At 71.0% G+C, this 21,925-nt stretch carries 19 protein-coding genes; 2 read left to right on the top strand and 17 right to left on the bottom strand.

Annotated elements, in window-relative coordinates:
- Positions 1-25: 25 nt before the first annotated feature.
- From ACZ39I_RS35720 to ACZ39I_RS35690, 7 genes are all read right to left on the bottom strand, one after another.
- The gene (locus tag ACZ39I_RS35720) at positions 26-154 is read right to left on the bottom strand and encodes a hypothetical protein (RefSeq protein WP_330326124.1); all 129 of its coding nucleotides are present in this window, start codon (positions 152-154) and stop codon (positions 26-28) included.
- Entirely contained in the window at positions 151-2,460 is a 2,310-nt protein-coding gene (locus ACZ39I_RS35715) for a xanthine dehydrogenase family protein molybdopterin-binding subunit (RefSeq protein WP_467249051.1), read from the bottom strand. Before ACZ39I_RS35715 ends, ACZ39I_RS35720 begins: the two co-directional genes overlap by 4 nt.
- Positions 2,457-4,244 carry a (2Fe-2S)-binding protein gene (locus tag ACZ39I_RS35710; RefSeq protein ID WP_467249049.1) on the bottom strand — a complete coding sequence of 596 codons (1,788 nt, stop codon included), beginning with the start codon at positions 4,242-4,244 and terminating at the stop codon, positions 2,457-2,459. Before ACZ39I_RS35710 ends, ACZ39I_RS35715 begins: the two co-directional genes overlap by 4 nt.
- Positions 4,241-5,134: an FAD binding domain-containing protein gene (locus ACZ39I_RS35705; protein WP_352391146.1), complete on the bottom strand. Its 894-nt coding sequence runs from the start codon at positions 5,132-5,134 to the stop codon at positions 4,241-4,243. The genes ACZ39I_RS35710 and ACZ39I_RS35705 overlap by 4 nt, the downstream gene beginning before the upstream one ends.
- Positions 5,135-5,378: 244 nt before the next feature.
- Positions 5,379-7,010, bottom strand: a complete 1,632-nt coding sequence (locus ACZ39I_RS35700; RefSeq protein WP_467249047.1) for a beta-N-acetylhexosaminidase — start codon at positions 7,008-7,010, stop codon at positions 5,379-5,381.
- Between the two features lie 171 nt (positions 7,011-7,181).
- A complete protein-coding gene (locus ACZ39I_RS35695; protein ID WP_123761082.1) occupies positions 7,182-7,460 on the bottom strand; it encodes a DUF3039 domain-containing protein in 279 nt (92 codons plus the stop codon).
- Positions 7,461-7,489: 29 nt separating this feature from the next.
- Positions 7,490-8,062: a YqgE/AlgH family protein gene (locus tag ACZ39I_RS35690; protein ID WP_352391144.1), complete on the bottom strand. Its 573-nt coding sequence runs from the start codon at positions 8,060-8,062 to the stop codon at positions 7,490-7,492.
- Positions 8,063-8,315: 253 nt separating this feature from the next.
- Here ACZ39I_RS35690 and murA point away from each other — a divergent pair, with 253 nt between their 5' ends.
- Positions 8,316-9,662, top strand: a complete 1,347-nt coding sequence (gene murA, locus ACZ39I_RS35685; protein ID WP_352391143.1) for a UDP-N-acetylglucosamine 1-carboxyvinyltransferase — start codon at positions 8,316-8,318, stop codon at positions 9,660-9,662.
- Between the two features lie 408 nt (positions 9,663-10,070).
- Here murA and ACZ39I_RS35680 read toward each other — a convergent pair whose 3' ends face one another.
- The 6 genes from ACZ39I_RS35680 to ACZ39I_RS35655 form a co-directional block, all read right to left on the bottom strand.
- The gene (locus ACZ39I_RS35680) at positions 10,071-10,352 is read right to left on the bottom strand and encodes an HU family DNA-binding protein (RefSeq protein WP_007382399.1); all 282 of its coding nucleotides are present in this window, start codon (positions 10,350-10,352) and stop codon (positions 10,071-10,073) included.
- 337 nt (positions 10,353-10,689) lie between these two features.
- Complete coding sequence (locus tag ACZ39I_RS35675; protein WP_451477913.1) at positions 10,690-12,105, bottom strand: NAD-dependent malic enzyme; 1,416 nt, start codon at positions 12,103-12,105, stop codon at positions 10,690-10,692.
- Positions 12,106-12,438: 333 nt separating this feature from the next.
- Positions 12,439-14,895 (bottom strand): HelD family protein, encoded by a 2,457-nt coding sequence (locus ACZ39I_RS35670; protein ID WP_467249046.1) that lies wholly within the window; start codon positions 14,893-14,895, stop codon positions 12,439-12,441.
- A 63-nt stretch (positions 14,896-14,958) separates the two neighbouring features.
- A complete protein-coding gene (locus ACZ39I_RS35665; protein WP_467249045.1) occupies positions 14,959-15,726 on the bottom strand; it encodes an anti-sigma factor family protein in 768 nt (255 codons plus the stop codon).
- 59 nt (positions 15,727-15,785) lie between these two features.
- A complete protein-coding gene (locus ACZ39I_RS35660) occupies positions 15,786-16,307 on the bottom strand; it encodes a sigma-70 family RNA polymerase sigma factor (protein ID WP_010039908.1) in 522 nt (173 codons plus the stop codon).
- Positions 16,308-16,625: 318 nt separating this feature from the next.
- Positions 16,626-17,210, bottom strand: coding sequence for a CGNR zinc finger domain-containing protein (locus ACZ39I_RS35655; RefSeq protein ID WP_467249044.1), 585 nt, complete (start codon positions 17,208-17,210; stop codon positions 16,626-16,628).
- Between the two features lie 198 nt (positions 17,211-17,408).
- Here ACZ39I_RS35655 and ACZ39I_RS35650 point away from each other — a divergent pair, with 198 nt between their 5' ends.
- Positions 17,409-17,924, top strand: a complete 516-nt coding sequence (locus tag ACZ39I_RS35650; RefSeq protein ID WP_467249043.1) for an anthrone oxygenase family protein — start codon at positions 17,409-17,411, stop codon at positions 17,922-17,924.
- 78 nt (positions 17,925-18,002) lie between these two features.
- On the opposite strand, the gene ACZ39I_RS35645 is transcribed toward ACZ39I_RS35650, so the two are convergent.
- From ACZ39I_RS35645 to ACZ39I_RS35630, 4 genes are all read right to left on the bottom strand, one after another.
- Entirely contained in the window at positions 18,003-19,157 is a 1,155-nt protein-coding gene (locus ACZ39I_RS35645; RefSeq protein ID WP_467249042.1) for a uroporphyrinogen-III synthase, read from the bottom strand.
- 98 nt (positions 19,158-19,255) lie between these two features.
- Positions 19,256-20,638: a nitrate/nitrite transporter gene (locus ACZ39I_RS35640; protein ID WP_467249041.1), complete on the bottom strand. Its 1,383-nt coding sequence runs from the start codon at positions 20,636-20,638 to the stop codon at positions 19,256-19,258.
- Positions 20,639-20,846: 208 nt separating this feature from the next.
- Positions 20,847-21,137: a hypothetical protein gene (locus tag ACZ39I_RS35635; RefSeq protein ID WP_467249040.1), complete on the bottom strand. Its 291-nt coding sequence runs from the start codon at positions 21,135-21,137 to the stop codon at positions 20,847-20,849.
- A gap of 101 nt (positions 21,138-21,238) precedes the next feature.
- Positions 21,239-21,709, bottom strand: a complete 471-nt coding sequence (locus tag ACZ39I_RS35630) for an ATP-binding protein (RefSeq protein ID WP_393600162.1) — start codon at positions 21,707-21,709, stop codon at positions 21,239-21,241.
- Positions 21,710-21,925 lie beyond the last annotated feature (216 nt).

Raw genomic sequence — 21,925 nt, 5'->3', positions numbered from 1 at the left:
TCCCCTGCGGCGGGCGCCTCCTCGCTCACGCGAAGTACACGCCACCCACCACGACCACGACCGCCGCCACCACGAACAACAGGATCCACAGCGCCAACTTGCCCAGTCCGGGCGGCGGTTCGTACTCGCGCGGTTCCTGTCCCGGAGCGCTCATCGGTCCGTCACCACCGCGGCCTGCGGGCGGATCGGCAGCCGGTTGACGGGGCGGCCCGTCGCGGCCCGTACGGCCGAGGCGACCGCCGCCGGTGACGTGACCACCGGCACCGCGCTGGCCGCCTTCGCGCCGAACGGGGCGACCACGTCCCGCTCCTCGACGAGCTTGACGATCCGGATCTCCGGTGCGTCCAGGGCCGTCGGCAGGGCGTACCCGGTGAGGTCGGGGTGGCGGATCAGCCCGCGCGCGCTGCGCAGGTTCTCCGTGAGCGCTATCCCGACGCCCTGGGTGACGCCCGCTTCGATACGGGCCTCCAGCTGGGCGGGGTTGAGGATCCGGCCCACGTCCTGGGCGAGCGCCAGCTCGACCACGCGGACCGAGCCGAGCTCGATGTCGACATCGACCACCGCGCGGATCGCGCAGAACGCCATCCCGACGAAGGCGTCGCCCTGGCCGATCTCGTTGAGGGGCTCCGTCGGGTGCGGCCGGCACTGGGCCGTCGCCCACAGTTCCTTGCCGTCCATGGCCTCGGTGACGGTCGTCGACAGGACGCCGTCGTACGAGGTGATCTTGCCGTCGGTGATCTGGAGCAGCTCCGTGGACATGCCGAACTTGTGCGCCAGGGGCTGGAGGAGCTGGGTGCGGACCATCTTGGCCGCGCGCTCCACCGCCCCGCCCGAGACCCAGGTGTGGCGGCCGCGGCAGCCCGGGCCCGCCGGGGGCTGGTCGGTGTCGACGGGGGCCACATGGACCTCGTCGATGCCGAGCGTCTCCTGGACGATCTGGCGGGCCAGGGTGGTGAAGCCCTGGCCGGTCTCGACGGCCGCGCAGAGCACGGTGGCGACGCCGTCCTGGACCCGTACGGTCGCCGTGGAGACCTCGTCCGCACCCTCCGCGCCGAGCATGTGCACCATGCCGAGTCCGTAGCCGACGCCCCGGCGGATCGCGCCCGGCTCGCCCGCGCCCTCGGGGCCGCCGGGCAGCAGCCACTCGTCCTCGGGGGTGTCCTTGGGCAGCTCGGGCAGCGGGAAGTCCCGTACCGCCTGGAGCAGTTCGGCGACCGGGGCCGGGCAGGTCACCGTCTGGCCGGTCGGGAGCACGTCACCGGTGGCGAGGGCGTTGCGCAGGCGCAGTTCCGCCGGGTCGACGCCCAGCTTCTTGGCCAGCTTGTCCATCTGCGCCTCGTAGGCGGCGCACACCTGCATCGCGCCCTCGCCGCGGACATGGCCGGAGGGCGGGTTGTTGGTGCGCACGGCCCAGCCCTCGATGAAGGCGTTCGGGACGACGTACGGCCCGCAGGCGAAGCCCACGGCGGCGGCCAGGGCCTCCGAGGAGGTGTCGGCGTAGGCGCCCGCGTCGAGCAGGATCTGCGCCTCGACCTTGACCAGCTTGCCGTCGGCGTCGGCGTGGTGGCGGTAGCGGAGCAGGGTGGGATGCCGGTGCACGTGGCCCAGGAAGGACTCCTCGCGCGTGGCGGTCAGCTTCACCGGGCACTGCGTCTTGAGCGCGAGCAGGCCGAGCGGGAGCTGGAAGCCCTGGTCCTCGCGGTCGGCGGTGGCGCCGGGGACACCGGTGACGACGACCTTGACGCGCTCGGGTTCGAGGCCGAAGCAGGCCGCGGCCGTGTCGCGGTCGGCGTGCGGGTCGGTGGAGGCGAGGTAGAGCTCGACACCGCCGTCGGGGCGGGGCACGGCGAGGCCGGCCTCGGCGCCGATGGGGGCGGGGTCCTGGCGGCCGATGCGGTACTGGCCCTCGACGACGATCTCGCCGGTCGCGGAGGGGTCCCCGTGCTGGAGCGGGATGTGCCGGAACAGGTTGCCGTCGGGGTGCAGCGGTGCGGCCTCGAAGGACTGCTCCGGGTCGGTGACCGGGTCGAGGATCTCGTACTCGACGATGACGGCGGCCGCGGCCATGCGCGCGGTGTCGGGGTGGTCGGCGGCGACGGCCGCGATGGGCTCGCCGTGGTGGCGTACCACCTCGGAGGCGAAGACCGGGCGGTCGGCCCTGCCGCGGCCGTGCACCGGGCTGCCGGGCACGTCCTCGTGGGTGACGACCGCGCGGACTCCGGGCATCTCACGCGCGTGGGAGGTGTCGATGGACACGATGCGCGCGTGCGCGTGCGGGGAGCGCAGGACGGCCGCCCACAGCAGACCTTCGGCCCACAGGTCGGCCGCGTAGGGGAAGGTGCCCTCGGTCTTGGCGCGCGCGTCGGCGAGCGGCAGGGAGACGCCGATGCCGTGCGGAATCGGCTCGGGGGCGGGTGCTGCCTCCGCGGCGGTGGTCGCGGTGGCGGCTTCGTTGCTCACGCCTGGCCTCCGTCCTGTCCCTGTCCGTATGCCTGCTCGTGCGGTCCGGAGGCGTTCGGGAAGCCCGGGGAGTCGAACGCCGACGGGTGGACGCCTCCGGCCCCGGGGCCCGCCTGGTGGGGAATACGTGCCCCGTCGCCGTCCGTCTCACCGTCGCCCGTCGCGTGGGCATCACGCTCGGCGACGACCTCCTTGACGGCATCGACGACGCCCCTGTAGCCGGAGCAGCGGCAGAGGTTGCCGCACAGCGCCTGGCGGGTCTCCAGCTCGGTGGGCGCCGGGTTGCCCTCCAGCAGGTCGTGCACGGTCATCGCCATGCCGGGCACGCAGAACCCGCACTGCACGGCGCCGCACCGGGCGAGCGCCCGCTGCACGTCGGAGGGCCGGCCGTCCTCGGCGAGGCCCTCGACGGTACGGACCTCGCTGCCGGCGGCGGTCACGGCGGGCACCAGGCAGGAGGCGACGAGCCGTCCGTCGACCTGGACGTTGCACGCCCCGCACTCGCCCTGCGAGCAGCCGTCCTTGGCACCGGCGAGTCCGAGCCGCTCGCGCAGCACGTAGAGCAGCGACTCGCCGATCCAGGCGTCGGTGACGGGGCGGTCGACGCCGTTGACGCGCAGGACGTAGGAGGCGAGGGGGTGTTCCTCACCGGAGGGCGCGGGGGCCGGGTCGTCGGGGTTCTCGTCGGAGTCGCTCGCGTGCTCCTCCGCGGCCTCCGGACCCTGTTCGTCGCCGCCGTCGGCCGGGGCATGCTCCGCACCGGACTCGGCGAGGCCGTCAGCGGCTTCCACGGCCTCTTCGGCGCCCTCGGAGAGGCCTCGGGGGGCCGACGCCTCACCGGGGCCGGGAGAGAGCCGTGAGGCGGTTGCGGAGGGGCTGTCTGCGTAGGACTCGGCGGGGTCGTGGGACTGAGCCGTGCCGTGCGGCTCGGCGAGACCGATGCCGTGGCCGTTGCTGTCGGCATGCGGCTCGGCGAGACCGATGCCGTGGCCGTTGGTGTCGGCATGCGGCTCGGCGAGACCGATGCCGTGGCCGTTGGTGTCGGCATGCGGCTGCGCGGAGTCCTGGGCCGCCTCGTGGGCCGCCTCATCGGACTCGGACCGCCGCGTGACGTCATCCGCCGGGTCGCCGTGACCGGCATCGAAGCCGCCGTGTCCGTCGCCGTGCGGCACGTGCGCGTGCTGTTCCCCGGCCGGCCCGCCGTGCTCGGGTCCCGCTCCGAGGCCGTCCTGGGGCTGGTCCCCCCACGGCTGCGCAGGCTGTGTCGCCCAGGGCGCGGACGCGCCGCCCGGCAGGGTCGCCGGAGGGGTGCCGCCCCACTGCTCGACCAGGGACGACGTGGTGAACTCGCCCGATTCGTCCGGGAGGTCGCCGCCGGCCACGGGGATCGACCACTGGCCGGTGACGTCGTGCCCGGGGGTGGGGGCCGCCGGGGTGTCCTCGACCTGCCACTGCTGGGTGGTCGCGGGGTTGTACGTGAACTGCCCGGTGTGGCCCTGCGGCAGGGTGCTCGGGTCGGGCCACTGCGCGCTCTCGGCCGGCATCGCCCAGCCGCTCGTGCCCGCCGGGTCGGTCCCCTCGCCCTGCGTGGCCGTTATCTGCGGCGGCACATAGCCGTGACCGGGCGCGGCGAGCGGGCTGTCGGCGGAGGCCAGGAGGGCGTCGATGCCCCCTTCGGGGAGTTTCACGAAGGCGGTCGCGCCGTCGTCGTAGTCACCCTGGGGCAGCGGGTCCCAGCGGCCTGCGGCCCGGGGCGTGCCCTCTCCGTGCTGGTCGTCGGTCATGACAGTGCCCTCCCCAGTGCTCGTCGGGCCAGCGCGGCGACGGTGCGCCGCAAGTGCAGTACTGCGGGCGGATGCTGCGGCACGGAGCCGTCCGGGGCCGGTGCCGGGTCGGGGATGCAGGCCGCGGACACGTACTCGCCGAAGGCCTCCAGGGCCTCCGGGACGATCGCGCGGTTGTTGTCCCAGTCGATGAGCCGGGCCACCCACTGCTCGGCGTCCAGGGGCCGCAGCGGCATCGGCGCTATGGCACCGACGGCGCACCTGACCCCGCGCCGGGCCGGGTCCAGGACCAGCGCGACGGAGGCCATCGCGCGGCCCGGGCCGGTACGCCCGGTGACCTTGAGGAAGACCTGCGGGGCGTGCAGCAGCGGCACGCGCACGTAGCCGATGAGTTCGCCGGCGCGCAGCATCTCCATGCCGGCCAGCAGGTGCGAGACCGGCATCTCGCGGCGGGCCCCGTCCGGGCCCGCGATGATCAGCGTGGCTTCGAGGGCGGCGAGGACGGGCAGCGCGTCGCCCGTGGGTGCCGCCGAGGCGATGTTGCCGCCCAGGGTGCCCGCGTTGCGGATATGCGGCGGACCGGCGGCGCGGGCGGCGGCCGCGAGGGCGGGGATAAGGGCGGCGAAGTCGGGGCGGCCCATCCGCGCGTGCGTGAGTCCCGCGCCGAGCAGGGCGTGCCCGTCCTGGTACTGCCAGCCGCGGATCTCGCTGATGCGGCCGAGGCCGACGAGAGCGGCGGGTCTGAGCTGCCCGGAGTTGACGGCGGCCATCAGGTCGGTGCCACCGGCGACGGGCACGGCGGCGGGCATGGCGGTGAGGGCTGCCACGGCCTCGTCCAGCGTCGTGGGCAGCGTGACGGCCTGCGCCGCCTGCGGTGTGTGCGTGGTCAAACCGGCTACCCCTTCCCGCTGCCCCACCTGGCCCTGCCGGCCCTGCCTGTGTTCGCCGTACGGTACGTGCTGACAGGGCGGACGTGGCAACTCTGGCACATCTTCGCAACACCCGAAGACAGGGGTCCGCTAGGAGGCGTTCGGCGGCATTCGCCCACCCCGTCAGGGAGATGGTCCGTTTTCGCACGGGATCAACCGCACATGGTGATTGACACTCTTCGGTGACGCTTGGGGCCTTTTTCCGCTACCTGTTCGGGGGCGTTCCCTCAAGGGGCCGGCCGAGCACACCGGGCCGTTTCTGCCACGGCAGCGGTCCCGTGGGCGGCCGGTAGCCGACGCCCAGGGCGTCGAGCACTCCGTAGTGCTCGGCCATCCGCCGCTCGAAGTCGGCGAAATCCCGTTCCCCGGGGGCGGGAAGAGCACTCCAGGCCACCTCGGCGAGGGCCACGAGCCGCGGGAACGCCTGGTAGTCCACGCGCGCGTGATCCTCCATCACCTCGGTCCACAGGTTGGCCTGCGTGCCCAGGACGTGCGCGGTCTCCTCGGGCGTCAACTCCGGTGGAACGGGCTCGAACCGATAGACGTCCTCCAGGGTGCGGACGTAGGCGATGGGGACCGGCTCGTCCGCGCCCGCGTCCTGCCGGTAGTCCAGATACACGTACTGCTCGGGGCACATGACGACGTCGTGGCCGGAGCGTGCGGCGGCGATCCCGCCCTCGTAACCGCGCCACGAGGAGACGGCCGCCCCCTCGGCGAGCCCGCCCTCCAGGATCTCGTCCCAGCCGATGAGCCTGCGCCCGCGCGCGGAGAGCCACTTGTCGAAGTGTCCGATGAACCAGGACTGCAACTCGTCCTCGTCCGCGAGCCCGAGTTCCTCGATCCGGGCCTGGACGAGGGGCGACTCCCGCCACTGCTCCTTGGCGCATTCGTCGCCGCCGATGTGAAGGAACTCGCCGGGGAACAGCTCCAGCACTTCCTCGAAGACTCCCTCGTAGAAGCGCAGGGTGTTGTCAGTGGGGGCGAGTACGTTCAAGGAGATGCCCCAGCTGTCCCAGACCGTGAGGGAGGACGTGTCGACGACATCGGTGTTGCCGAGTTCCGGGTACGCGGCGATGGCGGCCTGCGAGTGTCCGGGTACGTCGATCTCGGGGACGACGGTGATGTGCCGTTCGGCCGCGTAGGCGACGATCTCCCGGATGTCGTCCTGGGTGTAGAAGCCCCCGTGCGGCTTCTCCTCCCACAACGGCGAGTCCCCGTGGCCGAATTTGGTACGCGCCCGCCATGAGCCCACCTCGGTGAGCCGGGGGTACCTCTTGATCTCGATCCGCCAGCCCTGGTCGTCCGTCAAGTGGAGGTGGAGGACGTTGAGTTTGTGCGCGGCCATCAGATCCAGGTAGCGCAGCGCGCCGTCCTTGGGCATGAAGTGCCTGGCCACGTCGAGCATGAGGCCGCGCCAGCGGAACCGGGGGGCGTCGCTGATGATGACCGGCGGCACTTCCCAGACGCGCCCGGAGGTGACGGGGGCGCGACGGAAGGCGGCGGGGCCGAGCAGCTGACGGAAGGTCTGGGCGCCGTGGAACAGGCCCTGTGGGCTCGCCCCGTCGATGACGACCGCGTGTTCGTCCACGGTGAGGCGGTACGCCTCGGGGCTGCCGAGTTCGTCGGCGAGGGGCGGCGTGATCCGCAGCACGACGCGGCGCCCGCCTGAGACGTACGGCTCCAGCGGCAGGCCCGTCGCCGCGCCGACCGTCGTGCGCAGCCAGTGGGCCACGCGTCCGGCGCCGGGGCCGGCCTCGATCCCGGTGTGCTCGTCGAGGACGAACACCGGCCCGCCGTGGCTGACGACGCTCGACGGCGCCGGAATCACTGAGCTCACATCAGTCCTTGACCGCTCCGCCCGGCCCCGGGGCCGGGCGTCGCTGTACGAGTACCGGCGTCGGCTGCGAAGTGTCGCCGACGAAGAACGACACGCAAAGGCCCCCGGGCCGCACAGAGCGCGCCCCGGGGGCCTCGCGAAGCTCAGCCGAGCGGCGGCCCTGCGGACGTCCTACTTGTCGCCGCCCTTGTCGTCGTCCCCGGAACCCATGGACTCGTAGATCTCCTTGCACATGGGGCACACGGGGTACTTCTTGGGATCGCGGCCGGGTACCCACACCTTGCCGCACAGCGCCACGACGGGAGTCCCGTCGAGGGCGCTCGCCATGATCTTGTCCTTCTGGACGTAATGGGCGAAGCGCTCGTGGTCGCCGTCGCCGTGGGAAGTCTGCGGCGTGGGCTCGACGAGGGTCCCCGTACCAGTCCCGCGCTCGGGCTCGAGAGTGCTCATACGCCCAAGAGTACTGAAGCTCACATGGATCAGTTGAGCGAAGGGTCGTCCGGATATGTGGCCACCATCGCGAGTTCGTTGCGCTGGCGGCGCAGGACCTCGCGCCAGAGTCGCTCCGGGGCCGGGCAGGAGACATCGCCGGGTTCCGACTCGACGACGTACCAGGCGCCCTCGACCAGCTCGTCCTCCAGCTGGCCGGGCCCCCAGCCTGCGTAACCGGCGAAGATGCGCAGGCTGCCGAGGGCCGAGGCGAGCAGCTCGGGCGGGGCCTCCAGGTCGACCAGTCCGATCGCGCCGTGCACTCTGCGCCAGCCCAGCGGTGCCCCGTCGACGGCGCCGCCGCCGGGGATGACGGCGACCCCCAGGGCCGAGTCCAGGGAGACCGGTCCGCCCTGGAAGACGACGCCGGGTTCGCCGGCGAGGTCGGCCCAGCCCTCCAGGATGTCGCCGACGTCCACCGGGGTGGGCCTGTTGAGGACGACACCGAGGGAGCCCTCCTCGTCGTGGTCGAGAAGGAGCACCACCGCACGGTCGAAGTTCGGGTCCGCCAGGGCGGGCGTTGCCACGAGCAACCGCCCTGTGAGCGAGGACACCTCGGTCATGCCAGACATGATCCCGCATCTTCCCGTGAAGTGGGGCGGCAATGCCGTTACCGCAGGGGATGCAGCTCAGAGCACAACCATGCGCCGTAAGCGCACGCCAGGCGCCCGTGACGGCATGTGCCCGCGGGCTAGCGGTTCGTGTTGTGACAGAGCTATGACGTGACTGGGCGGTACTTGGGCTTACAGAAGGGGGGTGGGCGGCGATTACCCTTTCCCTTCTGGCCCCTGCCCGACTCATCGGAACGCGAGATACATGACCGTCAACGGCTCTGACGATGTACTGCTTGTCCACGGCGGAACCCCGCTGGAGGGCGAGATCCGGGTCCGCGGTGCGAAGAACCTCGTACCGAAGGCCATGGTCGCCGCCCTGCTGGGCAGCGAGCCGAGTCGACTGCGCAACGTTCCGGACATCCGTGACGTGCGGGTCGTACGCGGCCTCCTGCAATTGCACGGGGTGACGGTCCGTCCGGGTGAGGAACCGGGCGAGCTGGTGATGGATCCGACGCACGTCGAGAGCGCCAACGTCGCTGACATCGATGCCCATGCGGGTTCCTCGCGGATCCCGATCCTCCTGTGCGGTCCCCTGCTGCACCGCCTGGGACACGCCTTCATCCCCGGTCTCGGCGGCTGCGACATCGGCGGCCGGCCGATCGACTTCCACTTCGAGGTGTTGCGGCAGTTCGGCGCGACGATCGAGAAGCGTGCGGACGGGCAGTACCTGGAGGCGCCGCGGCGGCTCCGGGGTACGAAGATCACGCTGCCGTACCCGTCCGTGGGCGCGACCGAGCAGGTGCTGCTGACGGCGGTCCTCGCCGAGGGTGTCACCGAGCTCTCGAACGCCGCGGTGGAGCCGGAGATCGAGGACCTCATCTGCGTCCTGCAGAAGATGGGCGCCATCATCGCGATGGACACCGACCGGACCATCCGCGTCACGGGTGTGGACCGGCTCGGCGGCTACAACCACCGCGCCCTGCCGGACCGCCTGGAGGCCGCCTCCTGGGCGTCCGCGGCGCTGGCGACCGAGGGCAACATCTACGTCAAGGGCGCCCAGCAGCGCTCGATGATGACGTTCCTGAACACCTACCGGAAGGTGGGCGGTGCCTTCGAGATCGACGACGAGGGCATCCGGTTCTGGCACCCCGGCGGGCAGCTGAAGTCCATCGCGCTGGAGACGGACGTGCACCCGGGCTTCCAGACGGACTGGCAGCAGCCGCTGGTGGTCGCCCTCACGCAGGCCACCGGCCTGTCGATCATCCACGAGACGGTCTACGAGTCCCGCCTCGGCTTCACCTCCGCACTCAACCAGATGGGTGCACACATCCAGCTCTACCGCGAGTGCCTGGGCGGCTCGAACTGCCGCTTCGGCCAGCGCAACTTCCTGCACTCGGCGGTCGTCTCCGGCCCCACCCGGCTGCAGGGCGCCGACCTGGTCATCCCCGACCTCCGCGGCGGCTTCTCGTACCTGATCGCGGCGCTGGCGGCCCAGGGCACGTCCCGGGTGCACGGCATCGACCTCATCAACCGTGGCTACGAGAACTTCATGGAGAAGCTCGTGGAGCTGGGCGCGAAGGTCGAACTCCCGGGCAAAGCCCTCGGCTGACCGCTGCCCCAACACGGCATGGAGAAGCTGGTCGAGCTCGGCCCCGAGGTGGAGTTGCCGGGCAAAGCCCTCGGCTGACCCCGCCGCCTGATTCCGGCCCGGGAGCAGCCGCTTCCGGCCTGGGGTCCGGGGCTGCCCCGGCCAGCCACAGCATGCAGAAACTCGTCGAACCGGGCGCCGAGGCGGAGCCGCCCGGCCCGGCCGGGACCCCGGGGCTGTCCCCGGGGTCGGACACAGCGCGGCAGCGGTCGTACGTACGCCGATGGGGCGGTCACCCGGACTCGGGTGACCGCCCCATCGGCGTTGTGCTGAGCGTCCTCAAGGGGCGCGGGGAACTGCGCGGCCGGCCACGGACGTCCCGACAGCCGAAGGACGGCCCGCAGTCACCCGGCGCTCGAAGCGGAGCGCTTACTTGCCCTTGGCGGCTTCCTTGAGCTTGGAGCCCGCCGAAACCTTGACGCTGTAGCCGGCCGGGATCTGGATCGGGTCACCGGTCTGCGGGTTGCGCGCGGTGCGAGCGGCACGGTGGGTGCGCTCGAAGGTCAGGAAGCCGGGGATGGTGACCTTCTCGTCGCCCTTGGCGACGATCTCGCCGACGGTCTCGGCGAACGCGGCCAGAACGGCGTCGGCGTCCTTGCGGGTCACCTCGGCGCGGTCGGCCAGCGCGGCCACCAGCTCACTGCGGTTCATGTTGTTACTCCCGTGTTCTTCTTGCCGTTGGGGTGTGCCACGCGGCGGGGCCGCACACGAGGCACAGCGAAGCCGATGCGCTCGCGCCCAGAGACGCATCCTGCCCCTACCTGCTGCGGGAAAGCCAATCCGGCACCCGTAGGACTCGTATGACCACCCTAGGGAGTCACACGAACAGAGGCCTGGGCGTGGCGCCACCCTAGAGGGTGGCGCGAAGCGCCCGGTTTCGCGACGCGCCGGGCCGGAGGACCGCCGTGGCAATCCTCACAGCCGAACAAACATACGACGTCCACTGACGTCCACTGTAGACGCGGGGCTGTGAGACCGGACGCGGGCCCTATGCCGTCGCCCCGGCGGCCTTCGCCGCGTCCCGCACCGCACCGGCAACCGCGCCCGCGACCTTGTCGTTGAAGACGCTCGGGATGATGTAGTTCGGGTTCAGCTCGTCCGGGGTGACGACGTCCGCGAGAGCCTTCGCGGCCGCAAGCATCATCTCCGTGTTGACCGTGCGGGACTGGGCGTCCAGCAGGCCGCGGAAGACACCCGGGAAGACCAGCACGTTGTTGATCTGGTTCGGGAAGTCGGAACGGCCGGTGGCCACGACGGCCGCCGTCTGACGGGCGATCGCCGGCTCGACCTCGGGGTCGGGGTTCGCGAGCGCGAACACGATCGCACCCTCGGCCATGGCGGCCACGTCGGTGCCGTCCAGGACGTTGGGGGCCGAGACACCGATGAAGACGTCGGCGCCGCGGACGGCCTCCTTCAGGGTCCCGGTCAGGTTCTCGAGGTTGGTGTTGTCGGCGATCCAGCGCAGCGCCGAGCCCGGAGCGGCGTCCACGAGGTCCTCGCGGCCGGCGTGCACCACGCCGTGGATGTCGGCGACGACGGCGTTCTTGACGCCCGCGGCGATGAGCAGCTTGAGGATGGCCGTACCGGCCGCGCCGGCGCCGGACATGACGACCCGGATGTTCTCGATCGCCTTGCCGGTGACGCGCAGTGCGTTCGTCAGGGCGGCGAGCACGACGATCGCGGTGCCGTGCTGGTCGTCGTGGAAGACGGGGATGTCGAGGGCCTCGCGCAGCCGGGCCTCGATCTCGAAGCAGCGGGGGGCGGAGATGTCCTCGAGGTTGATGCCCGCGAAGCCGGGGGCGATCGCCTTGACGATCGCGACGATCTCGTCGGTGTCCTGGGTGTCCAGGCACAGCGGCCAGGCGTCGATGCCGGCGAACCGCTTGAAGAGGGCCGCCTTGCCCTCCATGACCGGGAGGGCGGCCTTGGGGCCGATGTTGCCCAGGCCCAGCACGGCCGAGCCGTCCGTCACGACCGCAACGGAGTTGCGCTTGATGGTGAGGCGGCGGGCGTCCTCGGGGTTCTCGGCGATCGCCATGCACACGCGGGCGACACCCGGGGTGTAGATCATCGAGAGGTCGTCGCGGTTGCGGATGGGGTGCTTGGACTGCATCTCGATCTTGCCGCCGAGGTGCATCAGGAACGTACGGTCGGAGACCTTGCCGAGCGTGACGCCCTCGATGCCGCGCAGCTGCTGGACGATCTCGTCGGCGTGCGCGGTGGAGGAGGCGGCGATGGTGACGTCGATGCGGAGCTTCTCGTGGCCGGACGCGGTCACGTCGAGGCCGGTCACCGAGCCTCCGTGGGACTCCACGGCCGTGGTGATCTGGGATACCGCGGTTCCGCTCGCGGGCACCTCCAGCCGGACCGTAATCGAGTAGGAGACGCTGGGCGCCGTTGCCATGGCCGACTTCCTCTGCTTTCACCTGTGACGCTGCTGCCGTCCGATGGTCGCACCTACTGATGAGTAGGCGTTAGCCGCGCCGGATTGCGGACTTTGTGTTCACGGAGCCGTCCAGAAGTCGTCCAGGAATCGCCCACGGGCCGTTCACGCGAAAGAGGCCCACGTCACATGGACGTGGGCCTCTCACCAGGTCAGTGACACCGACCCGCCATGCTCGCCTCGCGGCAAGTGGTCGCTCGTAGCGACGAAGGTTGGGCCCGGGGGCTTGGATCGGGCCGGTGTCTCGTCCAGGCTAACAAACGGATCCCGAAAGACCATTCCCCTCCGGAGAGTTCAATCTCTCAGCAGATCCGGCACGCCTTCCGCGTTTGGCTGGTCGCGCTCCGCGGACACGATCGTCAGCTGCTGGGTCGCCCTGGTCAGGGCGACGTAGAGCACCCGCAGTCCGGCGGGAGATTCGTCGGCGATCTCGGCCGGGGAGACGACCACCGTCGCGTCGTACTCCAGACCCTTGGCCTCCAGGCTGCCGAGCGCCACGACCCGGTCACCGAGGCCGGTGAGCCAGCGGGCCGCCTCTTCCCGGCGGTTCATGGCGACGACGACGCCGACGGTGCCGTCGACGAGGCCGAGGAGCCGCGCGGCCTCCTCGCGGACGGTCTCGCCCAGCGACTTGTGTACGACGCTGAAGCGGGGCTGGACGCCGGTGGACCGTACCGCCGACGGGGAGGTGGCGCCGGGCATGGCGAGGGCCAGCACCCGGGCCGCGAGGTCGGCGATCTCGGAGGGGTTGCGGTAGTTGACGGTGAGCTGGAAGCGGCGGCGGGGACGGGTCCCGAGGGCCTCGTCGCGCGCCTCGGCGGCCTCGTCGGGGTCGGACCAGGAGGACTGGGCGGGGTCTCCCACGACCGTCCAGGTGGCGTGCCGGCCGCGGCGGCCGACCATGCGCCACTGCATGGGCGTGAGGTCCTGGGCCTCGTCGACGATGACGTGGGCGTACTCGACCCGCTCCTGGGCGAGCCGCTCGGCCCGCTCGCGCTGGGTCTCCTCGCGGACCGGCATCAGCTCCTCCAGGCCGGTGAGCTGGTCGAGCGCGTCCAGCTCGCGCCGCTTCCTGGGGCGGGCGGGGGCGCCGAGGAGCGCCTGGAGCTCGTCGAGCATGGCGATGTCGTGCACGGACAGGCCGTCCCGTCTCAGCGAGCGGGCGACCCTGCGGACCTCGCCGGGGTTGAGGATGCGGCGGGCCCAGCGTCCCAGGCGCCGCTCGTCGGCCATGGCGGCGAGGACGGTCTTCGGGGTGAGCTCGGGCCACCAGGCGTCGAGGAACTCGATGAAGCTGTCCTCGGAGGTGATGTCCTCGTCGAAGGACGACCGCAGCTCGGCGGCCAGCTGCGGGTCGGTGTGCCGGGCCCCGGAGCCGGACCGCGCCCACAGCGCGTCCAGCAGCAGCTTGCGCGCCCTGGGCCGCAGCAGGTTGACGGGCGCGGTGCCGCCGAGGGCGTTGTGGCGGATACGTTCCAGCTCGCCCGCCTCCAGCTCCAGCCGCCGCCCGAAGGCGACGACGCGCAGGCGGGCGGGGGGTCCGGCGGCGGGCTGCGGGGATACGGCGGTGGCGGCGCCGTTCCCGTCCCCGGCACCGTCGTCGGGGCCGGCGAAGTCCCCGAAGGAGAGCTGCCCGGAGTCGGAGCGGCCGGAACGGGCCGCCCTGCCGTGCGCGGAGCCCTCCCCGGCGGCCGTACCGCCGACGCCGAGTTCCAGCACCCCGCGTGCCGCCTTCCGCAGCACCTTCAGCATCCGGTACGAGCCCTTGGCGCGGGCCACCGCCGGGGAGTCGTACAGGGTGGCCTCGACGCCGTCGACCAGGGAGCCGATCGCGCGGATGGCGACCTGGCCCTCCTCGCCGAGGGAGGGCAGGACGCCCTCGGTGTACGCGACCAGCAGGGGGGTGGGCGAGACGATGAGGATGCCGCCCGAGTAGCGGCGGCGGTCCTGGTAGAGGAGGTAGGCGGCGCGGTGCAGGGCCACGGCGGTCTTGCCGGTGCCGGGCCCGCCCTCGACGTAGGTCACGGACGCGGCGGGGGCGCGGATGACCATGTCCTGCTCGGCCTGGATGGAGGCGACGATGTCCCGCATGGTGTGGCTGCGGGCCTGTCCGAGCGCGGCCATCAGGGCGCCGTCGCCGATGACGGGCAGCTCGTGGCCGTCGAGGAAGGCCTTGAGCTCGGGGCGCATGAGGTCGTCCTCGACGCCGAGGACCTTGCGGCCCTTGGAGCGGATGACCCGGCGGCGTACGACACGCCCGGGATCCACCGGAGTGGACCTGTAGAAGGGCGCGGCGGCCGGGGCCCGCCAGTCGATGACGAGCGGCGCGTAGTCGGAGTCCAGGACCCCGATCCGGCCGATGTGCAGGGTCTCCGCGATGTCGGCGGTGTTGTCCTCGCGGACCGCGCCCTCGGCGGGTTCCACGGCGGTGTAGGCGCCGTCGGGCCCCTTCTTGCCGTCCTTGCCGGGGAGCAGGTCGATGCGGCCGAAGAGGAAGTCCTCGAACTCGTTGTTGAGCCGGTTGAGGTGCACTCCGGCCCTGAAGACCTGGGCGTCCCGCTCGGCGAGTGCGCCGGGCGTGCCGACCTGGCCGCGCTTGGCCGCGTCGTTCATCAGGAACTCCGCCTCGTGGATCTTCTCCTCGAGGCGCCGGTAGACCCGGTCCAGATGTTCCTGTTCGACGCTGATCTCACGGTCCCGGATCGAGTCCTGAACCGAGCCGACCGCAGTTGGTTGAGCCTGAGCGGCCACCGGGCCCCCTTCTGACGTGCTGGGCAGCCGTCAACCGTACGCGAAGGGGGCCCCGGCGGGAAGTTACGCGTTGACCTGGACGAGCTTGTTGCCGTCGGAGTCGACGACCTCGAAGTGGTCGATGTCGTTCTGGGCCGGTGCGACCGCACCGCCGATGTAGAGCGGCTGCTTGGACTCCGCGGTCTTGCCGTCCGGGAGGCCGTAGCCCCACTTGCCGACGGACCAGGTGGAGGCCGTCCAGCGCTCGCCGTTGGTGCCGACCGCGATCAGGGAGCACTTGAGCGGTCCCTTGACGCCCTTGAGCTCCAGGCCGAGCGAGGTGCCCCAGTTCTTCCCCTGCATGGCGACGGTCGCGCTGACGCCGGTCGAGGAGTCGGTGGCGGACACCTTGTCGCTCATGGACTCGAAGAGTTCCTTCGGGGTGGCCGCGAGGACCTGGTTCTGCTTGGCCCCACCGCCCGAGTCGCCGCCGCTCGCCGCCATCGCGACGAACGGACCGCCGATGATCAGCGCGCCCGCGGCCGCCACCATGTAGAAGCTGCGGCGCCGCTTCTGCGCACGGCGCTCGGCGACCTCGTCCACGAGCTTGTTCACGATCCGCGGACTGGGCTTGGCGGACAGCGACTCCCCGATCGCGGGGGTGCCGGAGCCCGGCAGGTCCGCGAGGGCGGCGAGCATCGGCTCCATGCCGGCGAGCTCGTCGAGCTGTTGCGCGCACCATTCGCAGGTCGCGAGGTGGGCCTCGAAGGCGGTCGCCTCGGCGTCGTCGAGGATCCCGAGCGCGTAGGCGCCGACGGTCTCGTGCTCGTTCGGCACCGGAGATCCCATCATGGAGCCAGACATACCCGAACCACCTGTGCCGAATCCCTGGTTACCCCCGTAAACACCCATCACGCTGTCACCCCCCGCTCCTCCAGTGCGAGCTTCATCGACCGCAGGGCGTAGAAGACCCGTGAGCGGACGGTTCCGCTGGGTATGCCCAGTGTCTCGGCCGCCTCGTTGACGGTACGCCCCTTGAAGTACGTCTCGACGAGCACCTCCCGGTGGGCGGGGGTCAGGTCGTCGAGCGCGTCCGACAGCGTCATCAACCACAGCGCCTTGTCGATCTCGTCCTCCGCGGGGATGACCTCCAGCGGCGACGGATCGACCTCCTGCGGCCGGGCCTGCCGGCTGCGGTGGCCGTCGATGACGATGCGCCGGGCGACCGTCACCAGCCAGGGGCGTACCGATCCGGTCGCTCGATTGAGCTGTCCGGCGTTCTTCCAGGCACGGATGAGCGTCTCCTGCACCACGTCCTCGGCTCTCTGGCGGTCACCCGCAACCAACCGGAGGACATACGCAAGGAGAGGCCCGGCGTGCTCCCTGTAAAGGGCACGCATCAGCTCCTCATCAGGTTCCGAGGGCTGGGACATGCGATGTCGGGCCCTCGATCCACGTTCATTGGCCACGACGGAATCCTTGCGCACGCCCACCTCCGATGTCCCGGGTTCCCCCAGTCGGTCGCTCGACCACGGGTACGGACAGGAGGGGTTGGGTGTTCAAAGTGCGACGACAGTTTTCTTCTGAGTGACGTGACGAGACAGGACATGCGCGCACATTCCCACCGCGCGATCTTTACATTTCCACCACACAGGCAAGATCACGACTACCGCCCGTAAGGTTGAGCGAGTAAACGACATGTAATCGAAATCACTTCGACTGCCGCTCCACAGAAGGGACATAACGACCAGTCAGCTCTGTGAGAGGGCCGCGCGGCGACGATGCCGGGCCACCCTTTCGCGGTTTCCGCACACCTCACTGGAGCACCAGCGCCTCCTGCGCCCCCGTGACGTATCGAGGTACACGATGGGGCAGTTGTCCCCTTCGCACTCTCTGATCCCGGCCCGCGCGACCGGGTCCGTCAGCAGCCCTACGGCGTCCCTGGCGATGGCCCCGAGAAGCGCCGCGCAGTCGGGCGGACCGTCCAACTCGCGCACCAGCGCGCCGTTTGTGTCCGGGACGGCGCGCGGGGCGGGAGGCGCGGCGCGGGCGGCCTCGTTGACGTGGGCGAGCGCGAGGTCGTAGCCGTGTCCGGGTGTGCCTCGCACCAAGTGTCCGATGCGGCCACGCAGTTCCCGGAAGCCGACGAGCCAGGAGGGGTCCATGTGCGTCAGGTCCGTCCCCCGCGGCACCAGTCCGGAACCGACGATCCAGGCGCCGAGCACCTCCGTGGAGTCGAGGCGTTCCTCGGGGTGGGTGGTCGCGAGGAGGTCGAGACAGATGCGCCCGGCGTCGAACCGCAGCTCGTACGCGACCGTGGCCGTACCCAGTGCCATGTGCCTGTCACCGCCTAGGGTGCCCCGGCCGTAAGGGGTCGGTGAGGTGCTCGCGGCTGTTCCGGGGCTCCCTCTTACAGTGCCCTCCCGTCCTCGCTGCCGGAACCCCTCGAACCGGGAGCGGTGCCTGGACGCACACGTATGCGGCGGCGCGTCTCGGCCATGTCGGAGCGCCGGGCGGGTCCCTTGACTGGAGACATGACACAGAGCAGCAGGAGCAACAGCCTTGTCCCGGACCGGTTCGTACTGGGCCGGTTCGTACTGGGCGCGGCCACCGTCGCCACGGGCCTGATCGCCGGGGCCTTCTACGTCTTCGCGTGTGCCGTCATGCCGGCCCTGGCGCGCAGCGACGACCGCGTCTACGTCGAGGTGATGCGCGACATCAACGAGGTCATCCAGAACCCGGTGTTCTTCCTCGGCTTCCTGGGCGCCCCGCTGCTCACGGCGGTGGCGGCCTGGCAGGCGCGGGGCACGGGCGGACGGGGGTGGGTGTGGGCGGCCCTGGCCCTCTCCGCCCTGGCCTTCCTGGTGACGGTCGTCGTCAACGTCCCCCTCAACGACGCCCTCGCGCGCGACGGCGATCCCGGCGCCCTGCGCGAGGAGTTCGAGGACCCGTGGGTGGCGTGGAACGTGGTGCGGGCGGTGTTGCTGACGGTGGCGCTGGGGCTGCTGGTGAAGGCGACCGGCAGCCGTGCGACCAGGGTCGACTCCTAGACGTCCGTCCGGGCCGGCTTCGGGACGCCGATGAAGGGCGACAGGCAGACGTGCCGCCCAGGTCGGCCGGGCGGTCGGCTAGGCGTCCGAGTACTTCGCGTCCGCCGCCGGGTCCAGCGCCAGCCGGTACCCCCGCTTCACCACCGTCTGGATCAGCTTGGGCGCGCCGAGGGCCGTACGCAGGCGGGCCATCGCCGTCTCCACCGCGTGCTCATCCCGTCCGGCGCCCGGCAGCGCCCGCAGGAGCTCCGCCCGGGACACCACCCAGCCGGGCCGCCGGGACAGCGTCCGCAGCAGCGACATCCCCGCCGGGGGCACCGGCCGCAGCGTCCCGTCGACCAGGACGGCGTGCCCCCGGATCTCCACCCGGTGGCCGGCGATGGGCAAGGTCCGGGCCCGCCCGGGAAGCTCCTGGCACAGCAACTGCACGAGCGGTCCGAGCCGGAAGCGCTCGGGCGACACCGTGTCCACGCCCCGCGCCTGCAACGGCAGCGCGGTCACCGGCCCGACACACGCCGGCAGCACGTCATGGTTGAGCGCGGCGAGCAGCTCAGGCAGCAGACCGCGGTCCTCGGCCCGGGACAGCAGCGAGGCCGCGGCGGGAGCGCTGGTGAAGGTGAGCGCGTCGAGACCGCGGGAGACCGCCGCGTCCAGCAGCCGGTCCACCGGCCCGATGTCCTCCGGCGGCATCCACCGGTACACCGGCACCCCCACGACCTCCGCTCCCCCGGCCCGCAGCGCCTCCACGAACCCGGGCAACGGCTCCCCGTGCAGCTGAATGGCGACCCGGCGTCCCTCGACGCCCTCCTCCAGCAGCCGGTCCAGCACCTCGGCCATGGACTCCGACGACGGCGACCAGTCCTCCGTCAGCCCGGCGGCCCGTACGGCCCCCTTGACCTTGGGCCCGCGCGCGAGCAGTTCCACCTCGCGCAGCCGGTCGATGAGCGCCTCACCGAGCCCCCACCCGTCTGCGGCCTCGACCCATCCCCGGAAGCCGATGGCGGTGGTGGCCACCACCACGTCCGGTGCCTGGTCGATCAGGTTTTTCGTCGCCGCCAGCAGCTCGCTGTCGTCGGAGAGGGGCACGATCCGCAGGGCGGGCGCGTGCAGGACCGCGGCCCCGCGGCGCTGGAGCAGCGCACCGAGTTCGTCCGCCCGGCGCGCGGCCGTGACTCCCACGGTGAACCCCGCGAGGGGGCCGTGTTGCTCTGCTGCCTGCTGTTCGTCGTACATGGCTGTCGTCCCACAGTCTGTCGTCTGACCTACATGCCGACCGAGCCTGTCAACGGCTCGTGACAGGCTCGGTTCCGGTTCATGTCGCCAGTGTTACGTCACACCTCGGCGTAGTTGAGCTGCGGCTTCGCCTCTGTGGCGGTCGTGGCCGGGCCCTGGGCGGCCGTACGGCGAAGGTATACGGCCCAGGTGACCAGGAAGCAGGCCGCGTAGAAGGCGAGGAAGGCGACGAACGCGCCGGTTCCGGAGCCGTAGGAGAGGAAGGACTGGCGGAAGGCGAGGTTGATGCCGACGCCGCCGAGCGCGCCGACCGCGCCGATCAGACCCATGGAGGCACCGGAGAGGCGACGCCCGTAGGCAGCGGCCGCTTCGCCCTCCAGCCCCTTGGCGAGGGCCTTCGTGTGGAAGATGCCGGGGATCATCTTGAACGTCGAGCCGTTGCCGAGGCCGCTGAGGACGAAGAGCACCACGAAGGCGACGGTGAACAGTCCGAGCGACTTCTGCATGCTGGCGGCGATCAGGACCGCGGTCGCCACGCCCATGCCGACGTAGTTGTACAGCGTGATCTTCGCGCCGCCGTACTTGTCGGCCAGCGCGCCGCCGACCGGACGGATCAGCGAGCCGAGCAGCGGGCCGATGAAGGTGACGTACGCGGCCTCCAGCGGGGTCCGGCCGAACTGGTTGGTCAGCACCTGGCCGAAGGCGAAGCTGTAGCCGATGAACGAGCCGAACGTGCCGATGTAGAGGAAGGACATGATCCAGGTGTGCGCGTCCTTCGCGGCGTCCTTGGCGGCGCCGGTGTCGTTCTTCACGTTCTCGATGTTGTCCATGAAGAGCGCGGAGAGGACGGCGGCGACGAGGATCAGCGGGATGTAGATCCCGAGCAGCACCCGGGGTCCGCCGCTGGCGCCGATGATCGCGAGGGCGATCAGCTGGATGACCGGGACGCCGATGTTGCCGCCGCCGGCGTTGAGCCCGAGGGCCCACCCCTTCTTGCGGAGGGGGAAGAACGCGTTGATGTTCGTCATGGAGGAGGCGAAGTTGCCGCCGCCGATGCCGGCCAGCAGGCCGACCAGCAGGAAGGTGTTGAACGAGGTCCCCGGCTTCATCACGGTGAAGGCGGCGATGGTGGGGACGAGGAGCAGGCTGGCCGAGATGATCGTCCAGTTCCGCCCGCCGAAGATCGCCACGGCGAAGGTGTAGGGGACGCGGACGACGGCACCGACGAGCGTGACCATCGACGTGAGCAGGAACTTGTCGGCCGGAGTGAGCCCGTACTCCGGGCCCATGAAGAGCACCAGCACGGACCACATGGTCCAGACCGAGAACCCGATGTGCTCGGAGAGAACGGAGAAGAGCAGGTTCCGCTTGGCGATCTTCTCGCCGGTCTCCTTCCAGAAGGTCTCGTCCTCCGGATCCCACTGCTGGATCCAGCGACCGCCCCTGCTCGGGGGTGCGGGGGCTGTACTAGGGGCTGTCATGACGCCTCCACGGTGCGACGGGGCTCGGTCCTGCTTCGAGTGGCTGATCCCGAAGGTAGGGACGACGCGTTTCCTGCCTGTGGCACAGGGTGACCGGAAAGGAACGTTGCTCTCACCCCGGCGCAGGGCGGGATGAGAGGTCGTGGGGGCTTTGTGTTACGAACAGCTCCGCGCCGGGAGGCGGCGGCGTGAGAGCCGGCGGACTGCGTCAGCCGTCGGCGTCCTCGGGATCGTCGTAGTCCTCGGCCAGCCGGAGCCCCAGGTCGGACTCCCACTCCAGCACCCATCGTCGCAGCTCAGCGATGCCTTCCGGGCTGAGCCCGTAGGCCGCGAACTCCTCATCACTCACCCATACGACACTTTCCAGACGGTCGCGCAGTTCGCACAGGTCGAACTGACCCAGCTGCTCGAGCTCGATCACGGAGTAGTACGGACAGGCGGCGTGGACGTCGATCAGGTCCTGGGGCAGGCCGCGGTCGATGAGGGCACGCATGGCCATGGAGACCGTGCTCCCACTGCCGTCCGCAGGGAGCGGGGCGGCATCCGTCACCGACCTCGGATCCCTCAATCTCGCCTCCCGCGTGCCCTGTGTTACGGCGATCAGGTCGCCCGCGATCGAACACCGGCGCCCCCTCCCACCTCGAACCACAACAGCTTCCCCGCCCCCCGATCGAGCAGACCGCTCCCGAGGGACCAGCCGCCCCAGGAGTCGGCGAACTCCTGGACGAGGAACAACCCGCGCCCACCGACAGCACCCACCGAGCCGGGCGGAACGCGGTCACCGGGCGGTTCGGCGAAGGGTGCCGGGATGCAGGGATGACTGTCCCAGACCCCGACCCGCAGCCGCCCCTCACCGAGGGCGGTCAGCCTCAACGAGGCCGGCCCCTTGGTGTGCAGGTAGGCGTTGGTGACGAGTTCGGACGTCAACAGCTCCACGGGGTCGAGGACATGGGCCATGCCGTGCCCCTTCAGCGCGGCCCGCACGGTCGTACGTGCGACACGTGCGGCTCTGGGGTCATGCGGCAGGCGAAGGGCGTACACCCAGGTGTCGGGCAGGGCTACGGTGACCATCGGATACCTCCGGCGGAAGAGAAGGGGATCTTCGACGACTACTCGCTCAACGGCCGCGCCGGGCGGTGGCTGTGCCTGGGTGGGTGCGCTTCCGGCTTATGGGCGGGGGGAGTTGGGCGACAAGAAGTACAGTAGGGGCACACGGGAGATACATCTTCCGAATTGGAGAGATGCACCCGTTATTACTTCGTGTGGGTTACACGACCGCCGTGCCAC

Source organism: Streptomyces sp. NPDC024687, assembly GCF_055559055.1.
The sequence above is the reverse complement of the archived record's forward strand: the minus strand, read 5'-3'. Positions and strand labels throughout refer to the sequence as shown.